Annotated in this window: 14 protein-coding genes; 6 read left to right on the forward strand and 8 right to left on the reverse strand. The window is 62.3% G+C overall.

The genetic code is table 11. From position 1 onward, the window contains the following. Positions 1 to 29 precede the first annotated feature (29 nt). Entirely contained in the window at positions 30 to 1,520 is a 1,491-nt protein-coding gene (gene glpK, locus M1L53_RS17295; RefSeq protein WP_042449616.1) for a glycerol kinase GlpK, read from the reverse strand. Between the two features lie 108 nt (positions 1,521 to 1,628). On the opposite strand from glpK, the gene M1L53_RS17300 reads away from it, so the two are divergent. The 3 genes from M1L53_RS17300 to M1L53_RS17310 all read left to right on the forward strand — a co-directional run bounded on the left by M1L53_RS17300 (position 1,629) and on the right by M1L53_RS17310 (position 4,780). Then, a complete protein-coding gene (locus M1L53_RS17300) occupies positions 1,629 to 3,371 on the forward strand; it encodes a glycerol-3-phosphate dehydrogenase/oxidase (RefSeq protein ID WP_003940825.1) in 1,743 nt (580 codons plus the stop codon). A gap of 99 nt (positions 3,372 to 3,470) precedes the next feature. Continuing rightward, positions 3,471 to 4,013 carry a hypothetical protein gene (locus M1L53_RS17305; RefSeq protein ID WP_003940921.1) on the forward strand — a complete coding sequence of 181 codons (543 nt, stop codon included), beginning with the start codon at positions 3,471 to 3,473 and terminating at the stop codon, positions 4,011 to 4,013. 50 nt (positions 4,014 to 4,063) lie between these two features. Further along, complete coding sequence (locus M1L53_RS17310; protein WP_003940742.1) at positions 4,064 to 4,780, forward strand: GAF and ANTAR domain-containing protein; 717 nt, start codon at positions 4,064 to 4,066, stop codon at positions 4,778 to 4,780. Here the strand turns inward: M1L53_RS17310 and M1L53_RS17315 are convergent. Beyond that, entirely contained in the window at positions 4,749 to 5,696 is a 948-nt protein-coding gene (locus M1L53_RS17315; RefSeq protein WP_042922131.1) for a LysR family transcriptional regulator, read from the reverse strand. The two genes, M1L53_RS17310 and M1L53_RS17315, sit on opposite strands and share 32 nt — an antisense overlap. 153 nt (positions 5,697 to 5,849) lie before the next feature. On the opposite strand from M1L53_RS17315, the gene M1L53_RS17320 reads away from it, so the two are divergent. Together M1L53_RS17320 and M1L53_RS17325 are read left to right on the forward strand one after the other, a co-directional pair. Next, a complete protein-coding gene (locus M1L53_RS17320; protein WP_003940819.1) occupies positions 5,850 to 7,226 on the forward strand; it encodes an MFS transporter in 1,377 nt (458 codons plus the stop codon). Further along, positions 7,223 to 7,966, forward strand: coding sequence for a 3-hydroxybutyrate dehydrogenase (locus M1L53_RS17325; protein ID WP_054188164.1), 744 nt, complete (start codon positions 7,223 to 7,225; stop codon positions 7,964 to 7,966). Before M1L53_RS17320 ends, M1L53_RS17325 begins: the two co-directional genes overlap by 4 nt. A gap of 36 nt (positions 7,967 to 8,002) precedes the next feature. Here M1L53_RS17325 and M1L53_RS17330 read toward each other — a convergent pair whose 3' ends face one another. From M1L53_RS17330 to M1L53_RS17350, 5 genes are all read right to left on the reverse strand, one after another. Next, complete coding sequence (locus M1L53_RS17330) at positions 8,003 to 8,887, reverse strand: aldo/keto reductase (protein ID WP_054188184.1); 885 nt, start codon at positions 8,885 to 8,887, stop codon at positions 8,003 to 8,005. 86 nt (positions 8,888 to 8,973) lie between these two features. Next, positions 8,974 to 9,897: a hypothetical protein gene (locus tag M1L53_RS17335; protein WP_042449609.1), complete on the reverse strand. Its 924-nt coding sequence runs from the start codon at positions 9,895 to 9,897 to the stop codon at positions 8,974 to 8,976. Next, positions 9,887 to 10,360 carry a hypothetical protein gene (locus tag M1L53_RS17340; RefSeq protein WP_042922136.1) on the reverse strand — a complete coding sequence of 158 codons (474 nt, stop codon included), beginning with the start codon at positions 10,358 to 10,360 and terminating at the stop codon, positions 9,887 to 9,889. The genes M1L53_RS17335 and M1L53_RS17340 overlap by 11 nt, the downstream gene beginning before the upstream one ends. A 323-nt stretch (positions 10,361 to 10,683) precedes the next feature. Further along, positions 10,684 to 11,220: a hypothetical protein gene (locus tag M1L53_RS17345; protein WP_003940745.1), complete on the reverse strand. Its 537-nt coding sequence runs from the start codon at positions 11,218 to 11,220 to the stop codon at positions 10,684 to 10,686. A gap of 17 nt (positions 11,221 to 11,237) precedes the next feature. Beyond that, entirely contained in the window at positions 11,238 to 12,179 is a 942-nt protein-coding gene (locus M1L53_RS17350) for an oxygenase MpaB family protein (RefSeq protein ID WP_042449607.1), read from the reverse strand. 87 nt (positions 12,180 to 12,266) lie between these two features. Here M1L53_RS17350 and M1L53_RS17355 point away from each other — a divergent pair, with 87 nt between their 5' ends. Further along, positions 12,267 to 12,836, forward strand: a complete 570-nt coding sequence (locus M1L53_RS17355; protein WP_054188185.1) for a TetR/AcrR family transcriptional regulator — start codon at positions 12,267 to 12,269, stop codon at positions 12,834 to 12,836. Here the strand turns inward: M1L53_RS17355 and M1L53_RS17360 are convergent. Next, on the reverse strand, positions 12,823 to 13,614 hold the full coding sequence (locus tag M1L53_RS17360; RefSeq protein ID WP_030535047.1) for a DNA-formamidopyrimidine glycosylase family protein: 792 nt from the start codon (positions 13,612 to 13,614) through the stop codon (positions 12,823 to 12,825). The genes M1L53_RS17355 and M1L53_RS17360 overlap by 14 nt on opposite strands. Between the last annotated feature and the right edge of the window lie 50 nt (positions 13,615 to 13,664).

Consider the following 13,664-nt stretch of genomic DNA (forward strand, 5'->3'; position numbering starts at 1 on the left):
GCTCTTCCGGTATGGAAGGATCGGGGTGATTACTCGGACCAGTTGTACGTCCGCTCGACGGCCTTGTTCCACTCCGCGTACAGCCGTGACCTTTCGGACTCGTCCATCGCCGGTTCCCAGGTTTGGCCGACGGCCCAGTTGTTGCGGATGTCTTCGGTGTCGGCCCAATAACCGATGGCGAGGCCCGCTGCGTATGCAGCACCGAGAGCTGTCGTTTCGTTGACCACCGGGCGGATGACGGGAACTCCGAGGATGTCCGACTGGAACTGCATCAGGGTTTCGTTGACCACCATGCCGCCGTCGACCTTCAGTGCGGACAGTTCGACTCCCGAATCCGCTCGCATGGCGTCGATGACCTCGCGGGTCTGGTATGCCGTCGCCTCGAGCGCTGCGCGGGCCAGGTGTCCCTTGTTGACGAAGCGCGTCAGACCGACGATGACACCCCGGGCATCCGGTCGCCACCGAGGTGCGAACAGCCCGGAGAACGCGGGCACGAAGTAGGCGCCGCCGTTGTCATCGACACTTGCGGCGAGCGGCTCGATGTCCTTGGCGTTCTGAATGATTCCGAGATTGTCTCGAAGCCACTGGACCAAGGAACCCGTCACGGCGACGGAACCTTCGAGTGCGTAGACGGCAGGGGCTTCGCCGAGTTTGTAGCAGACGGTCGTCAGTAGTCCGTGCTTGCTGTGCACCGGCTTCGTGCCAGTATTGAGAAGCATGAAATTGCCGGTGCCGTAGGTGTTCTTGGCTTCACCCTCGGAGAGGCAGGCCTGGCCGAATGTGGCTGCCTGCTGGTCACCGAGGATTCCGGCGACCGGCACACCGGCGAGATTGCCGCGTGGACGTCCTGTGCCGTAGACCTCTGAGGAACTACGGATTTCCGGGAGCATCGACATCGGGATTCCGAAGTCCGCACAGATCGATTCGTCCCACTGGAGGGTCTCGAGATCCATCAGCATCGTGCGTGACGCATTGGTGACATCTGTCACGTGGACGCCCTCGGTCAGGTTCCACACGATCCACGTGTCGACAGTGCCGAAGCACAATTCGCCGGCCTCCGCTTTTGCTTTCGCACCGTCGACGTTGTCGAGAATCCAGCGGATCTTCGGCCCAGCGAAGTAGGTCGAGAGTGGTAGTCCGGTCTTGTCTCGATACTTGTCCGGACCCTCGTCGCCGCCCAGTTCGACACACAGTTGATCCGTGCGCGTGTCCTGCCACACGATCGCGTTGTAGATCGGCTTACCCGTCGAACGCTCCCAAACGACGGTCGTCTCACGCTGATTCGTGATTCCGACGGCAGCGATGTCGGCCCGAGTGAGATCGACCTTCGCGAGAGCGCCGGCCACCACCTCCCGAGTGTTGATCCACAGCGCCACCGGATCGTGCTCGACCCAACCTGCTCGCGGGAAAATCTGCTCGTGTTCTTTCTGCGCAACGCTCACCACGGCGCCGTCGTGATCGAAGATCATGCAGCGGCTCGACGTCGTGCCTTGGTCGATGGCGGCGATGTATTGATTCACTGTGCTCCTAGGTTCGGGCGTGTTCGCAGTAATCCGTGCGCTGTCGCAGTATGTGGATCAAGCTACTAGCCTGTAAACGGATTCGTCGTCGACTTACAGGAGACCGGGTTGAGTAAGCAGCAAGGTGCGCAGTTTCTCGGCCCGCAGCAGCGCGAAGCTGCTTGGGAACAACTTCAGACCGAGCAATTCGACGTCGTCGTGGTGGGCGGCGGTGTTGTCGGTGTCGGAGCGGCCCTCGATGCGGCCACCCGCGGGCTCAAGGTTGCGTTGGTCGAGGCCCGTGACTACGCATCCGGCACGTCCAGTCGTTCGTCGAAGATGTTCCACGGCGGTCTCCGCTATCTCGAGCAACTCGAATTCGGCCTCGTTCGTGAGGCGTTGCGTGAGCGCGAACTCTCGCTGACCACGCTCGCTCCGCACCTGGTCAAGCCGCTGAAGTTTCTGTTCCCCTTGGCTCACCGAGTGTGGGAACGCCCGTACATGGCCGCGGGAATCTTCCTCTACGACCGGATGGGCGGCGCCAAATCGGTCCCCTCCCAGAAGCACTTGACGCGGGCGGGCGCACTGCGCATGTCGCCGAGCCTCAAGCGCAGTTCACTGACCGGTGGCATCCAGTACTACGACACCGTCGTCGACGACGCTCGGCACACCATGACCGTTGCACGGACCGCCGCGCACTACGGCGCGGTCGTCCGAACATCGACGCAGGTCGTGGGATTTCTGCGTGAAGCGGACCGGGTCTCGGGAGTTCGTGTTCGCGACTGCGAAGACGGCCGTACCGCGGAGGTCAAGGGTCACGTCGTCATCAATGCAACCGGTGTCTGGACGGACGAAATCCAGGCCCTCTCACGTCAGCGCGGACGGTTCCGGGTGCGAGCGTCGAAGGGCGTACACATCGTCGTCCCGCGCGATCGCATCGTCAGTGAAGCCGCCATCATCCTGCGTACCGAGAAGTCGGTGCTGTTCGTCATTCCGTGGGGCAGTCACTGGATCATCGGGACCACGGACACCGACTGGAACTTGGATCTCGCTCACCCAGCGGCAACCAAAGCAGATATCGACTACATCCTCGGCCACGTGAACTCCGTTCTGGTCACGCCGCTGACGCACGCCGACATCGACGGTGTCTACGCAGGCCTGCGTCCGCTGCTTGCCGGTGAGAGCGACGAGACGTCGAAGCTCTCGCGCGAGCACGCCGTTGCCCGTGTGGCTCCAGGCCTGGTCGCCATCGCCGGTGGAAAGTACACGACGTATCGGGTCATGGCGGAAGACGCCGTCGATGTCGCAGCAGAAGACATTCCGGCGCGAGTGGCGTCGTCGATCACGGAGAAGGTGCCGCTCGTCGGCGCCGACGGATACTTCGCGTTGATCAATCAGACTGTGCAACTGGGCGAGCAGTACGGCTTGCATCCGTATCGCGTCAAGCACTTGCTCGACCGCTACGGTTCACTCATCACGGAGGTCCTCGAACTCGGCCGACAGACGCCGGAGTTGTTGCAGCCCATCACAGATGCCCCCGATTACCTTCAGGTCGAGGCTGTGTACGCCGCCGCGGCCGAGGGTGCATTGCACCTCGACGACATCCTGGCTCGTCGCATGCGCATCGCAATCGAGTACCCGCATCGTGGTGTCAACTGTGCGCAACAGGTCGCCGGATTGGTTGCTCCGATTCTCGGTTGGGATGCCGCCACCGTCGAGCGCGAGGTCGACACGTACCGAGCGCGCGTCGAAGCGGAGATCGAGTCGCAGACCCAGCCGGACGACGAGTCGGCCGACGCCTTGCGCGCCGCAGCGCCGGAGTCTCGGGCCGAGATCCTCGAACCCGTCGTCGTGGTGCCGGATCGGGTCTGAGTCGCCCGTCGTTTGTTCTCGGTCTGTCGCGGGTAGGCGGATGTCGAATCACCACCCGTGTCAGCACAGACCGGTCGAGCGTCGCCCAGGAGGATCCCAATGTTCGGTAGTCGGTCGAGATCTGCTGAGGAACACATAGCCACCGCTTATCTGGTCACTCACCTGTGCGGAGCGATGGTAGGGCTGCAACTCTCGCGGTCACTCTCGGACTCGTACGGCGCGTGGGCCGACGGTGAGCTGGACTCGTTGCCGGGTGAGCTCGAGTACGAGATCGAGCAGCTGCTGCAACTGATCGAGGACACCCAGGGCATATCTCTGCCGCGGTACTCCAAGATCGACGCGACGGTCAATCGGATCAGGCGCCTCGTCCATGTCGACGCCATCTGGCGCAACCGTCTCGTGAAGCTGGCAACTCTCGAGATCATGCGGACGGCTCTGTGCGGCAAGAGTGCGATGTGGGAGGTCCTGAGAGACATTCCGGCCGGGGAGACGGAGGAGCAGTACCGCGAGCTCAACGACCTGGTGTCCAAGCAGATCACCACCGTCACGGCTCTGCATCACCGCGCGGCTACGGAAGCTTTTCAGGGGACGGACGGGCGGGAATCGGCGAGCGGCGGCGACCCCATCCGCTCGAGTAAGTAAGGTTTGTACCGTTCGGTGAAGAATTCGATGAACGGTAGACCCCGAGGTGTATGGAGATGGCTGAGCGCGACCAAGCACTGACAGAACCCACGGCAGTGTTCGCGGCGTTGGCGGAGATCCTCTACTCCGCCGCAGACAGCGCCGAGGTGTACTCCGCGATCTGTTCGGCGGCTGTCGAGTTGATTCCCGGTTGCGATCACGCAAGCCTGATGCTGCGACGGGGAAACACCAACGTCACGGTAGCGGCAAGCGATGAGATCGCCGAGCATGCAGACGATCTCGAACGTGCGACTGGTGAGGGGCCGTGCATCGACGCCCTCGACACGGAGGCGCCGCAGCTCGAGTCAGATCTTCGCACTCCGAATCAGTGGCCCGAGTTCGCTCGGAAAGTAGTGGCAGAGACACCCATTCGTGGCTCGATGGGGTTCCGACTGATGGTCGATCGTCAGAAGTTCGGTGCCCTCAACCTCTTCTCCGACACTCCGGGAGCATTCACGGAAACTGTTGCCGACCACGCGATCATGTTGGCATCGTTTGCATCCGTGGCCGTCACCGCGCTGAACCGAGGAGAGGATGCCGACTCGCTGCGGCGAGGTCTGGCGAGCAGTCGCGAAATCGGTCAGGCCGTCGGTCTGCTGATGGCATTGCATCGGGTGTCCGACGACGAGGCCTTCGACATTCTGGTGCGAACCTCGCAGAACATGAACGTCAAGATCGCCGAGTTGGCGCGCAAGGTCATCGTCCAGCATCGTTCGACTCTGGACTGAGCGCTTCGTTCGCCCCGGGAGAGCCGAGGAGTTGAGATCGCTTGCGATCCACCGTCTCTCGAAGTGCCGTCACCACCGCTGCGACTTCCGGTCGGCGCAAGGATTCAGAACGAGCCACCAACCAGTACGAAAGTCTGACTTCGATGTGAGCCGGCAGCACGCGAATCAGATCGTCGTGCTGCTCGGCCATGAAGCAGGGGAGCAGGCCGATGCCGGCACCCGCGCGCGTTGCCTCGATGTGGACGAACACGTTGGTGGACGTGACGGCCTCGCGCATGGAAACCGTGAGCTTGCGGGCCAGATCGAGTTCGTCGACCTGCAGCATCGAGTCGATGAAATACACGAGCGAGTGTTCGGCCAGCTCTTCGGCACTTTCGGGCACTGCATTCTGACGTAGATACTCTCGGGAGGCGTACAAACCCAGCGCGTAGTCGGCCAGATGGACGGCCTCGGCGCGGTGAACTTGAGGTTTGCCGACAACAACCTCGATGTCGAGCCCCGAGCGTATCTGCGACGCCTTTCTGGTCGCGACGACTATCTCCACGCTCACGCGAGGATGGCGTCTGCGAACCGCTGCGCCGGCGGGGGCCGCGATGTATGCGCTGAAGCCGTCGGTGGCCGAGACCCGCACGACGCCGTCGAGTTGCTGCTGACCGGTGGAGTCGAGTGCCAGTTCGTTCACCGCGGCCTCGATGCGCTCGGCCGCGCTGAGGGCTTGTCTGCCCAGGTCGGTCAACTCCCAGCCGCCGGACGAGCGGACCAGTACACGGCCGCCGAGGCTCTTCTCGAGCGAGGCGATGCGGCGCGAAATGGTGGTGTGGTTGAGGCCCAGGTCGTCGGCGGCGGTGTTGAAGCGGCCGGTGCGGCCGACCGCGAGAAGCACCAGTAGGTCGTCCGGGCTCAGTCCGAGTGTCATATCTGCATTTTTGCACCTGTATGGTGCGAGATTTGTCATTGTCGTGCCAAGAATCTGCACCGATACTCATCGAGTCACAAAAAATGTGCGAGCGGTCACATTCCTGATCGTGAAGAGCAGGCGAATCGCGAACTGAAGACGAGGGAGTCCACGATGAGCGTCGACAACATGCCGAAACCCGAGAGCCAAGCCCCACCATCGGGGCTGAAGAAGGTGGTCGGCGCCTCGATGGCGGGCACCGTGGTCGAGTGGTACGAGTTCTTTCTGTACGGCACGGCGGCCACTCTGGTCTTCAGCAAAGTCTTCTTTCCTGGCGGCGGCAACGAGCTGGATGCGATCATCGCGGCTTTCATCACCTACGCCGTCGGATTCGCCGCCCGGCCACTCGGCGGAATCGTCTTCGGATATTTCGGAGACAAGTTCGGCCGGAAGCAGTTGTTGCAGTTCAGTTTGCTGCTGGTCGGTGCCGCGACCTTCCTGATGGGCTGTCTACCGACATACGGTCAGATCGGCTACTGGGCGCCGGCACTGCTGGTCACGCTGCGCTTCATCCAAGGATTTGCTGTCGGCGGCGAATGGGGTGGGGCGGTACTCCTTGTCGCCGAGCACAGCCCGAATCGATCTCGCGGGTTCTGGTCGTCCTGGCCTCAGGCCGGCGTGCCGATGGGCAACCTGGTGGCCACTGTCGTGCTGTTGATCCTGACGTCGACGCTCTCGGACGAATCCTTCATGAGTTGGGGCTGGCGCGTTGCCTTCTGGCTCTCCGCGGTGATCGTTCTGGTCGGGTACTACGTTCGGACCAAGGTCACCGACGCTCCCATTTTCATTGCGGCGCAGAAGGAAGCAGAACTGGTCAAGGCAACCTCGTACAGCGTTTTCGAGGTGGTCAAGCGTTACCCGCGCGGAGTGTTGACCGCGATGGGCCTGCGTTTCGCCGAAAACGTCATGTACTACCTCGTGGTGACCTTCTCTATCACCTACCTCAAGGTCGTCGTTCATGCGGACACGGCGCACATCCTCTGGTGGATGCTGATGGCACATGCCGTGCACTTCGCAGTGATTCCGTTGGTAGGCAAACTGTCCGACACGATCGGTCGACGCCCGGTGTACATGATCGGCGCCGTCACCGCTGGAACATGGGGATTTTTCGCCTTTCCGATGATGAACAGCGGGCACAATGCAGTCATCTTGTCGGCAATCATCATCGGGCTTGTGTTCCACGCGTTCATGTACGCCGGCCAACCCGCGATCATGGCCGAGATGTTCCCGACCCGGATGCGCTATTCCGGTGTCTCCCTGGGATATCAGGTCACGTCGATCGTGGCAGGTTCACTTGCTCCGATCATCGCGACCGGACTGCTGAGCAAGTTCGACTCCTCGGTCCCCATCGCGATCTATCTCCTGCTGGCATCCCTGGTCACTATCGTCGCAGTCGTTTTCGCGCGGGAGACCAAGGGAATCTCGCTCGAGTCCGTCGATGCTGCCGACGCACGAGTGCTCGCCGACGAGCGGGCCGGTGTTTCCGCATGACGCTCTCCGGCAAAACGGCACTGGTCACCGGTGGTGCCAGCGGTATCGGCGAGGCGTGTGCTCGACTCCTTGCCGCCCGCGGCGCCCACGTCACCGTCGCTGATCTCGACGACGTCGCTGCGAAGGCGCTGGCCGACGAGATCGACGGCACTGCGTGGGCCGTCGATCTCCTCGACACCGACCAACTCGTGGATCTGGCACTCGAGACGGACGTACTTGTCAACAACGCCGGCATTCAACGGGTCAGTCCCATCGAGGATTTCGACGTCGAGGACTTCCGGAAGATTCAACGCCTCATGGTCGAAGCGCCGTTCCTCCTGGTCAGAGCGGCCCTGCCGTACATGTACCGCAAAGGATTCGGGCGCATCGTCAACATTTCCTCGGTCCACGGGCTCCGCGCTTCGGCATTCAAGAGTGCGTACGTCACGGCAAAGCACGGACTCGAAGGCCTGTCGAAAGTTGTTGCGCTCGAGGGTGCCCCACACGGTGTCACCAGTAACTGTGTCAATCCGGGCTACGTCCTGACACCACTCGTGCGATCCCAGATCTCCGACCAGGCAAAGGTTCACGGAATCAGTGAATCCGAGGTTGTCGAGAAGGTGATGCTCACTGAGAGCGCGATCAAACGGATGGTCGAGCCCGCAGAAGTGGCATCGCTGGTGGGGTGGCTGGCATCGACCGAGGCGTCGATGGTGACGGGGGCTTCGTACACCATCGACGGCGGGTGGAGCGCCAGCTAGATCACTGGGGCTGCTTTGTTGTTCAAGCTGCCGGGTTCAGGCTTCGGGAATCTCGATTCCGAACCTCTCGCGGGTGATGACCTCGGGTTCGGGACCGCCGCGAACTCCGGTGTCGAGTGCGTCGATTGCGGAGAGTTCTTCGGCGGTGAGTTCGAAGTCGAACACGTCGAAGTTCTCCGCGATCCGCGAGGGAGTCACCGACTTGGGGATCACCTGGCGGCCCTGCTGGAGGTGCCAGCGCAGCATCACCTGTGCAGGCGACTTGCCGTGAGCGGTCGCGATGGCGCCGATGGTGGCGTCCTCGAGGGTCGAGCCGTGGGAGCCGTCGCGGTAGAACGTGATTCCGCCGATCGGTGACCATGCCTGAGACAGAATCCCGTGATCGGCGTCGGCCTCGAGCAAAGTCGACTGCCTGAAGTACGGATGAACCTCGATCTGGTTGACCGCCGGCACCACGGACGTTGCGTCCAGGAGTCGGGTGAGGTGATCCGGCATGAAGTTACTGACTCCGATGGCGCGGACCTTGCCGTCGGCCAGAAGCGTTTCCAACGCCCTGTACGCGTCGATCGTGCGCTCGAACTCGCTCGGCAACGCCTGGTGGAGGATCAGGAGGTCGAGTTGTTCGACACCGAGTTTGCCTGCGCTCTTGTCGAAGGCATGCAGAGTCTCGTCGTATCCGTAGTCGGTGATCCAGACCTTCGACTCGACGAAGATGTCCGCGCGATCGAGTCCGGATCGCCGGATCGCCTCACCGACGCCCTTCTCGTTGCCGTAGGCCGCCGCAGTGTCGATATGGCGATAACCCGTCGACAGCGCGGACTCGACGGCGGCGACTGTTTCGTCCGGCGGCGTCTGGTACACGCCGAAACCCAGCGCGGGGATGTCGACGCCGTTGTTCAGTTTCAGACTCGGGATGCTCATGTCGTCCACGGTAGCGGCGGCCGGGGGTTCGGCGGGAGTGACTGCTCAGCCGGGTAACGGCAGTACCTCCCTCGACCGGCAGTACTTCAGCTCGGTTGGCAGGTGCCGCCGATGGGTAAAGCCAGCGCTCGTTCGCCTACCCAGCGGCCGATGTCGCTGAGCATCGCAGTACCGTCGGCGAAAGTGCCCGAGTCCGGCTTGGCTGCGATGGCGACAGCGAGTTGTCCGGTGCCGCTGCTGATGATCCCGAATTGGCGGACCAGATAGCCGCCGTCGTCGTCCGGCCCCCACCCACCTTTGAATCGAGCGGCTGGGATCACTCCCAGGCCCCACTGTTGGTCGGGGCTGATGCTGCCCATGAGCCCGAAGACTTCGGTGGCGTCGCTCCGGCATGGCAGGGTGGCGGCGAATTGCGCTTGGACGGCAAGTGGCCATTGTGTTTGACCGAACGAGCTGAATTCTGGTCGTAGCGTGCGTGATTCCACGGTGGTGGACATATCGCCGGAGGCCACGAGGACTGACTCGACCTTCGCTGCGGCAGTGGTCGGATCGCCGAGGCCTCGCCACAGTTCTTCGGCTGATTCGTTGTCGGAGGTGGTGATCGCCTGCTTGACCGTTGTGAGTTCTGTGTTGTCGGTTTCGTGGAGGGCTGCGATGGACAGTGGGACTTTGATGGTGGACCAGGCGACTCCGTTCTGCCACTCGCCGGCAACGAGTGACTGACCTCCGCCGACGGGCACGAGTGCGACACCCACGGCGCCGCCGAGGGTGTTGCCCAGGGCCTCGAATCCGGCGAGCGGGCCGACACCGTTGCCCGGGGCGGCAGGAGTCTCTGTCGGCTCCGGTGGAACGACGACGATCTCGGTGATCGTCTCGACCTTCTCCGACGACTCGTCTCGCGTCGGAATCGTGCAGCCCGCGAGGGCTGCTGCAGAAGCAGTGGCGAGTGCAACCGCCAGGAGTCGTCGGCGCGTCCCGCTACGAGCCTCGACGCACTGCTCAATAGACATAGACCACCGCGTTGTTTCCGCCGGTACACGTGACGACTTTGTTGCCGGCGCAGTTCATCGAGTACCGAGTTCCCGTGACCGGACTGACCGCGCTGATGGAGCCAGGGCCGCCGCGTCGACCCTGGCTCACGTACTGGTAGCGCACTTCTTCGGCGAACTCACAAGACGTCACGCTGGTGCCGACGGCGGACGTCGTGAATTCGTTGTTCGAGAACACCGATCCACAACGCGCTGCGCTGGCAGGGACCGACTCGTTGGGCGCGGGTGTGACGACGCCGTTCTGCGGCGCGGCCGCAGGTGAGGTGATCACCACGGTTTCCGTGCGTGCGGTGTTCTCGTCGGAATTGTCGTTCAAGACGAGAGGGAGAACCCATACGTAGACCACGACGGCGACGAGTGCGACTGTGACAACTCCCAGTAGGACCCACAGCCATGCATACGATTTCGGCGGGCGGGGAGGCATCGGCGAATATCCAGTGCCTTGACCGTATGGGGGCCGGGGCGGGGTGTAAGCAGGCTGATGTCCCGAGTACGGAGCCTGACCGGGTGTGATGCCCGGCGGCGGAGGAGGGGCGGAGGGAGAGGCGTCGTGTGGTTGGGGTCGTTGTTCCAGGGATACGGCGACTGTGGTGTTGTCATTGCGGGCTGCTCCTCTGCCTACTTGATAGAAGTGGGCCGAGTTAGTCGTCGATCACCGCACATCGAAATTACCGATTGTTAGGTTTCTGCGAATTGCCCGTCTTAGTTATATACGACCGGTCTGACTTCTTTTGCACTTGTGGCTCGTCAATGAGTGAGCACTATCTTCAACCCGACTATGAGGGTGGCGACGGCAGCGAGGCCGAAGGCTGCCAGATGTGTGTTCGTACTGACTTTCTCGCCGTGCAGTCGGCTGATCACGTAACTGGTGGAACCGATCCGCAGGATCAAGACGATTTCCGCGATCAACTGCGCCGTCCGTGGTTCCAGGAAGTTGAACCACGCCGTCGCGAGAATGACGACAGGAACAACCGCAGAGGTGAGGATCGGGACGGAATCGCGAAGAGAGTCGATTCTCTCCGCGGTCGTCAGTCGGCGATCGTTGCGAATGCTCTCGCCGACGCCCTCGGCAAATGTGTGGGCGATGTATGTCGACAATGCCGTGCCGACCACAATCGCGGCGCCGAGCGATTCCTGAGATTTCGTCACCGGTATGAGTGCGGCGAGGACAAGAATGTTGCCGTAGATGTACGCGGTGGTCCTCGCCGCCACACGTTCTTGTCCCAGCGGCGCACCGTGAGACGTGATCGGACGGTTCAGCAGGGTTCGCAGGTCCCACTCCATGTTCAGAGCATGGCAGATCAGACCCTGGGGCTGTAGTGCATCGGGTTATCTCGCTGCTCGAGCGGGGGCAGGTTGCGCGCCGGTGTGTGGACCAGTGGTGCATCGGCGGGGATTCGGCCGTCAGCTCGATCCCATCCCGCGCGAGCACGTGGCTGATACCGGTATCGCCACGGCACCAGACGGAAGACGGCGTTGACGGTGCGGCCGACAGCGTTGTGAATTTTCTGATCGCGACTGGTCCACGAGTAGCCGAGTAGGTCTCGAACCGGTTGGTCGTACATTCCGACCGTCAGCCACACGAATCCGCGGGCGAGGGGGATTCGGGCGAGCCGCCACAACGGATCGGGTAGCCACGTCATGTACGGGGGCTTGCCGAGTCCCGACAGGTCGAGGACGTCGCGGGTCGCCTTGTTGTCTTCGAGTACGTTGCGGCACATGTGGTCCCAGTACTCCTGAAATGCTTCCCAGGTCTCGGGAACAGGGCGCATGCTCATCCCGTACAGGCGGTACCACTGAATGTGCTCGGTGAAGAGCTGACGTTTCTGGGCCTCGGTCAAGCCACCGGAGAAGTTCTCGGCAGTGACGATGGTGCCCATGAAGAATGTTGCGTGCGCCCAGTAGAAGGTGTCGGGATCAAGTGCGTGGTACCGGCGTCCCAGCTTGTCGACGCCCTTGATTCGTGTGTGATAGCCGCGGACTTCTTCGGCTGTCTGCTGCGCGCGATCGCCGTCGAAGACCACGCCTGCAATGGGATACAGCGAGCGGTACAGCCGTTCCCACCGCTCGTCGAAGAATTGCGAATGCTCCTCGACTCCGGCGCCGAGGCCGGGGTGCATGTTCTGCATCGAACCGGCCCAGACGCCTTGCAGCATCCCGCGCCAGTCGCCGAAATACTTCCACGTCAGGGAATCCGGACCGAGGGGAACCGGGGTGCTGCTGTCGTCAAGTTGACTACGCATGTTGTCAGATTAGGATCGACAACAGCGGTAGTCAAGGATCGAATGCCGGGTGCATTGAAGATCAAGTGTCGGCGAAGTGGGGAAGTTGTGAGCATCGAAGAACGCAGGGCCACTCGAAAGGCGACGTTGTTCGACGTCGGAGTGACACTGCTCGGTGCGGTCGACGGTCCGGCCGTCAACGTGCGTGCGGTCTGCAAGGCTGCCGGTCTGACCGAGCGGTACTTCTACGAAAGCTTCACCGATCGCGATCAGTACGTTGTCGCGGTCCACACGTTTGTCGCCGAGCGCGCGCAGTCGGCGCTTGCGTCGGCAGTGGAGTCGGAGACGACATCCGAGGCCGTCGCCACCGCTGCGGTCGACGCTTTCGTCAAGCTCATGGTCGACGATCCGGCGATGGGGAGAGTGCTCCTGATCGCCCCGCTGTCGGAACCCGTCCTGAGCGGCCGCGGTATCGAATCGATGCCGGCGTTCGTCGACCTGGTGTACGACCAGTTGTCCGAGATCGCTGATCCCGTGGACAAGCAACTGGTGGCAGTCGGACTGGTCGGGGCGTTGTTCACACTGTTCATCGGTTATCTGGACGGCACGATCGCCGTGGACCGTGATCGATTTGTCCGCCACTGCGTCAGGCTGCTGATCAACGCTAACCAGGCGTGAAGGGCTGGCAGGCCGGGCAGAAGAAGATATTTCGCTCGGTGAGCTGATCCGGTCCGAGGGTGTCTTCTCTGATGCGAGTTCCGCAACGGCGGCATGGTTTTCCGCGTCTGCCGTACACCCATGTCTGCCTACCGGGGCGGGTGTCGCCGGTGGTGACCCGGATGCGACGTGACTTGTTGACGTTGATGGTGCGAAAAGACAGATCCACTATCGCGTCGAGATTCCCCGCGAGATGTGTCGGCGTTTTCGGGTGAATACCTCGTAGGAAGCAGATCTCGTTTCGGTACACGTTGCCCAGTCCGGCCATCACCCGCTGATCCAGGAGCGCGATTCCGATCGGTACGGAGTCGGCGGCCCGTAGATTTCGGGCGGCCACGGAACTGTCCCAATCGGTCCCGAGCAGATCCGGTCCGAGATGTCCGACGGCCTCCTGTTCCTGCCCGAGTTCGAGGATCTCGGTGATTCCCAGTGAAAAGCCAACTGCTACAGAGTCTTCGGTGGCCAAGATGATGCGCGCTTGATGGGCGGGTCGGCGCCAGCGCTCGCCGGGGCGATAAATCTGCCACTGACCTTCCATCTTCAGATGCGTGTGAATGGACGCTTCGCCCACTCGGATCAGGAGATGTTTTCCGCGGCTGGCGACGGAATCCACGCGGTGGCCCGAGAGATCAACCGTGGCGTAACGAGGAACGCGGACGTCGCAGGTGGTGAGTACCTTCTCGGCCAGGGCAGCGCGCAGTTCATTGGCGGCCCGCCACACGGTATCGCCCTCAGGCATGGTCGCCGCACCCACACTTCAGGATCTCAACTTCCACGATCTCAATCATC

Source organism: Rhodococcus sp. T9N (genome assembly GCF_024436645.1).
GTDB classification, from domain to species: Bacteria; Actinomycetota; Actinomycetes; order Mycobacteriales; family Mycobacteriaceae; genus Rhodococcus_F; species Rhodococcus_F qingshengii.

What these genes read in the sequence shown, in the direction of transcription:
- M1L53_RS17345 (WP_003940745.1), bottom strand. Translation starts at nt 11,220, where the DNA reads ATGGAGTGGGACCTGCGAACCCTGCTGAACCGTCCGATCACGTCTCAC.
- M1L53_RS17335 (WP_042449609.1), bottom strand. Translation starts at nt 9,897, where the DNA reads ATGTCTATTGAGCAGTGCGTCGAGGCTCGTAGCGGGACGCGCCGACGA.
- M1L53_RS17360 (WP_030535047.1), bottom strand. Translation starts at nt 13,614, where the DNA reads ATGCCTGAGGGCGATACCGTGTGGCGGGCCGCCAATGAACTGCGCGCT.
- M1L53_RS17325 (WP_054188164.1), top strand. Translation starts at nt 7,223, where the DNA reads ATGACGCTCTCCGGCAAAACGGCACTGGTCACCGGTGGTGCCAGCGGT.
- M1L53_RS17350 (WP_042449607.1), bottom strand. Translation starts at nt 12,179, where the DNA reads ATGCGTAGTCAACTTGACGACAGCAGCACCCCGGTTCCCCTCGGTCCG.
- M1L53_RS17330 (WP_054188184.1), bottom strand. Translation starts at nt 8,887, where the DNA reads ATGAGCATCCCGAGTCTGAAACTGAACAACGGCGTCGACATCCCCGCG.
- M1L53_RS17320 (WP_003940819.1), top strand. Translation starts at nt 5,850, where the DNA reads ATGAGCGTCGACAACATGCCGAAACCCGAGAGCCAAGCCCCACCATCG.
- M1L53_RS17315 (WP_042922131.1), bottom strand. Translation starts at nt 5,696, where the DNA reads ATGACACTCGGACTGAGCCCGGACGACCTACTGGTGCTTCTCGCGGTC.
- M1L53_RS17310 (WP_003940742.1), top strand. Translation starts at nt 4,064, where the DNA reads ATGGAGATGGCTGAGCGCGACCAAGCACTGACAGAACCCACGGCAGTG.
- M1L53_RS17305 (WP_003940921.1), top strand. Translation starts at nt 3,471, where the DNA reads ATGTTCGGTAGTCGGTCGAGATCTGCTGAGGAACACATAGCCACCGCT.
- M1L53_RS17340 (WP_042922136.1), bottom strand. Translation starts at nt 10,360, where the DNA reads ATGCCTCCCCGCCCGCCGAAATCGTATGCATGGCTGTGGGTCCTACTG.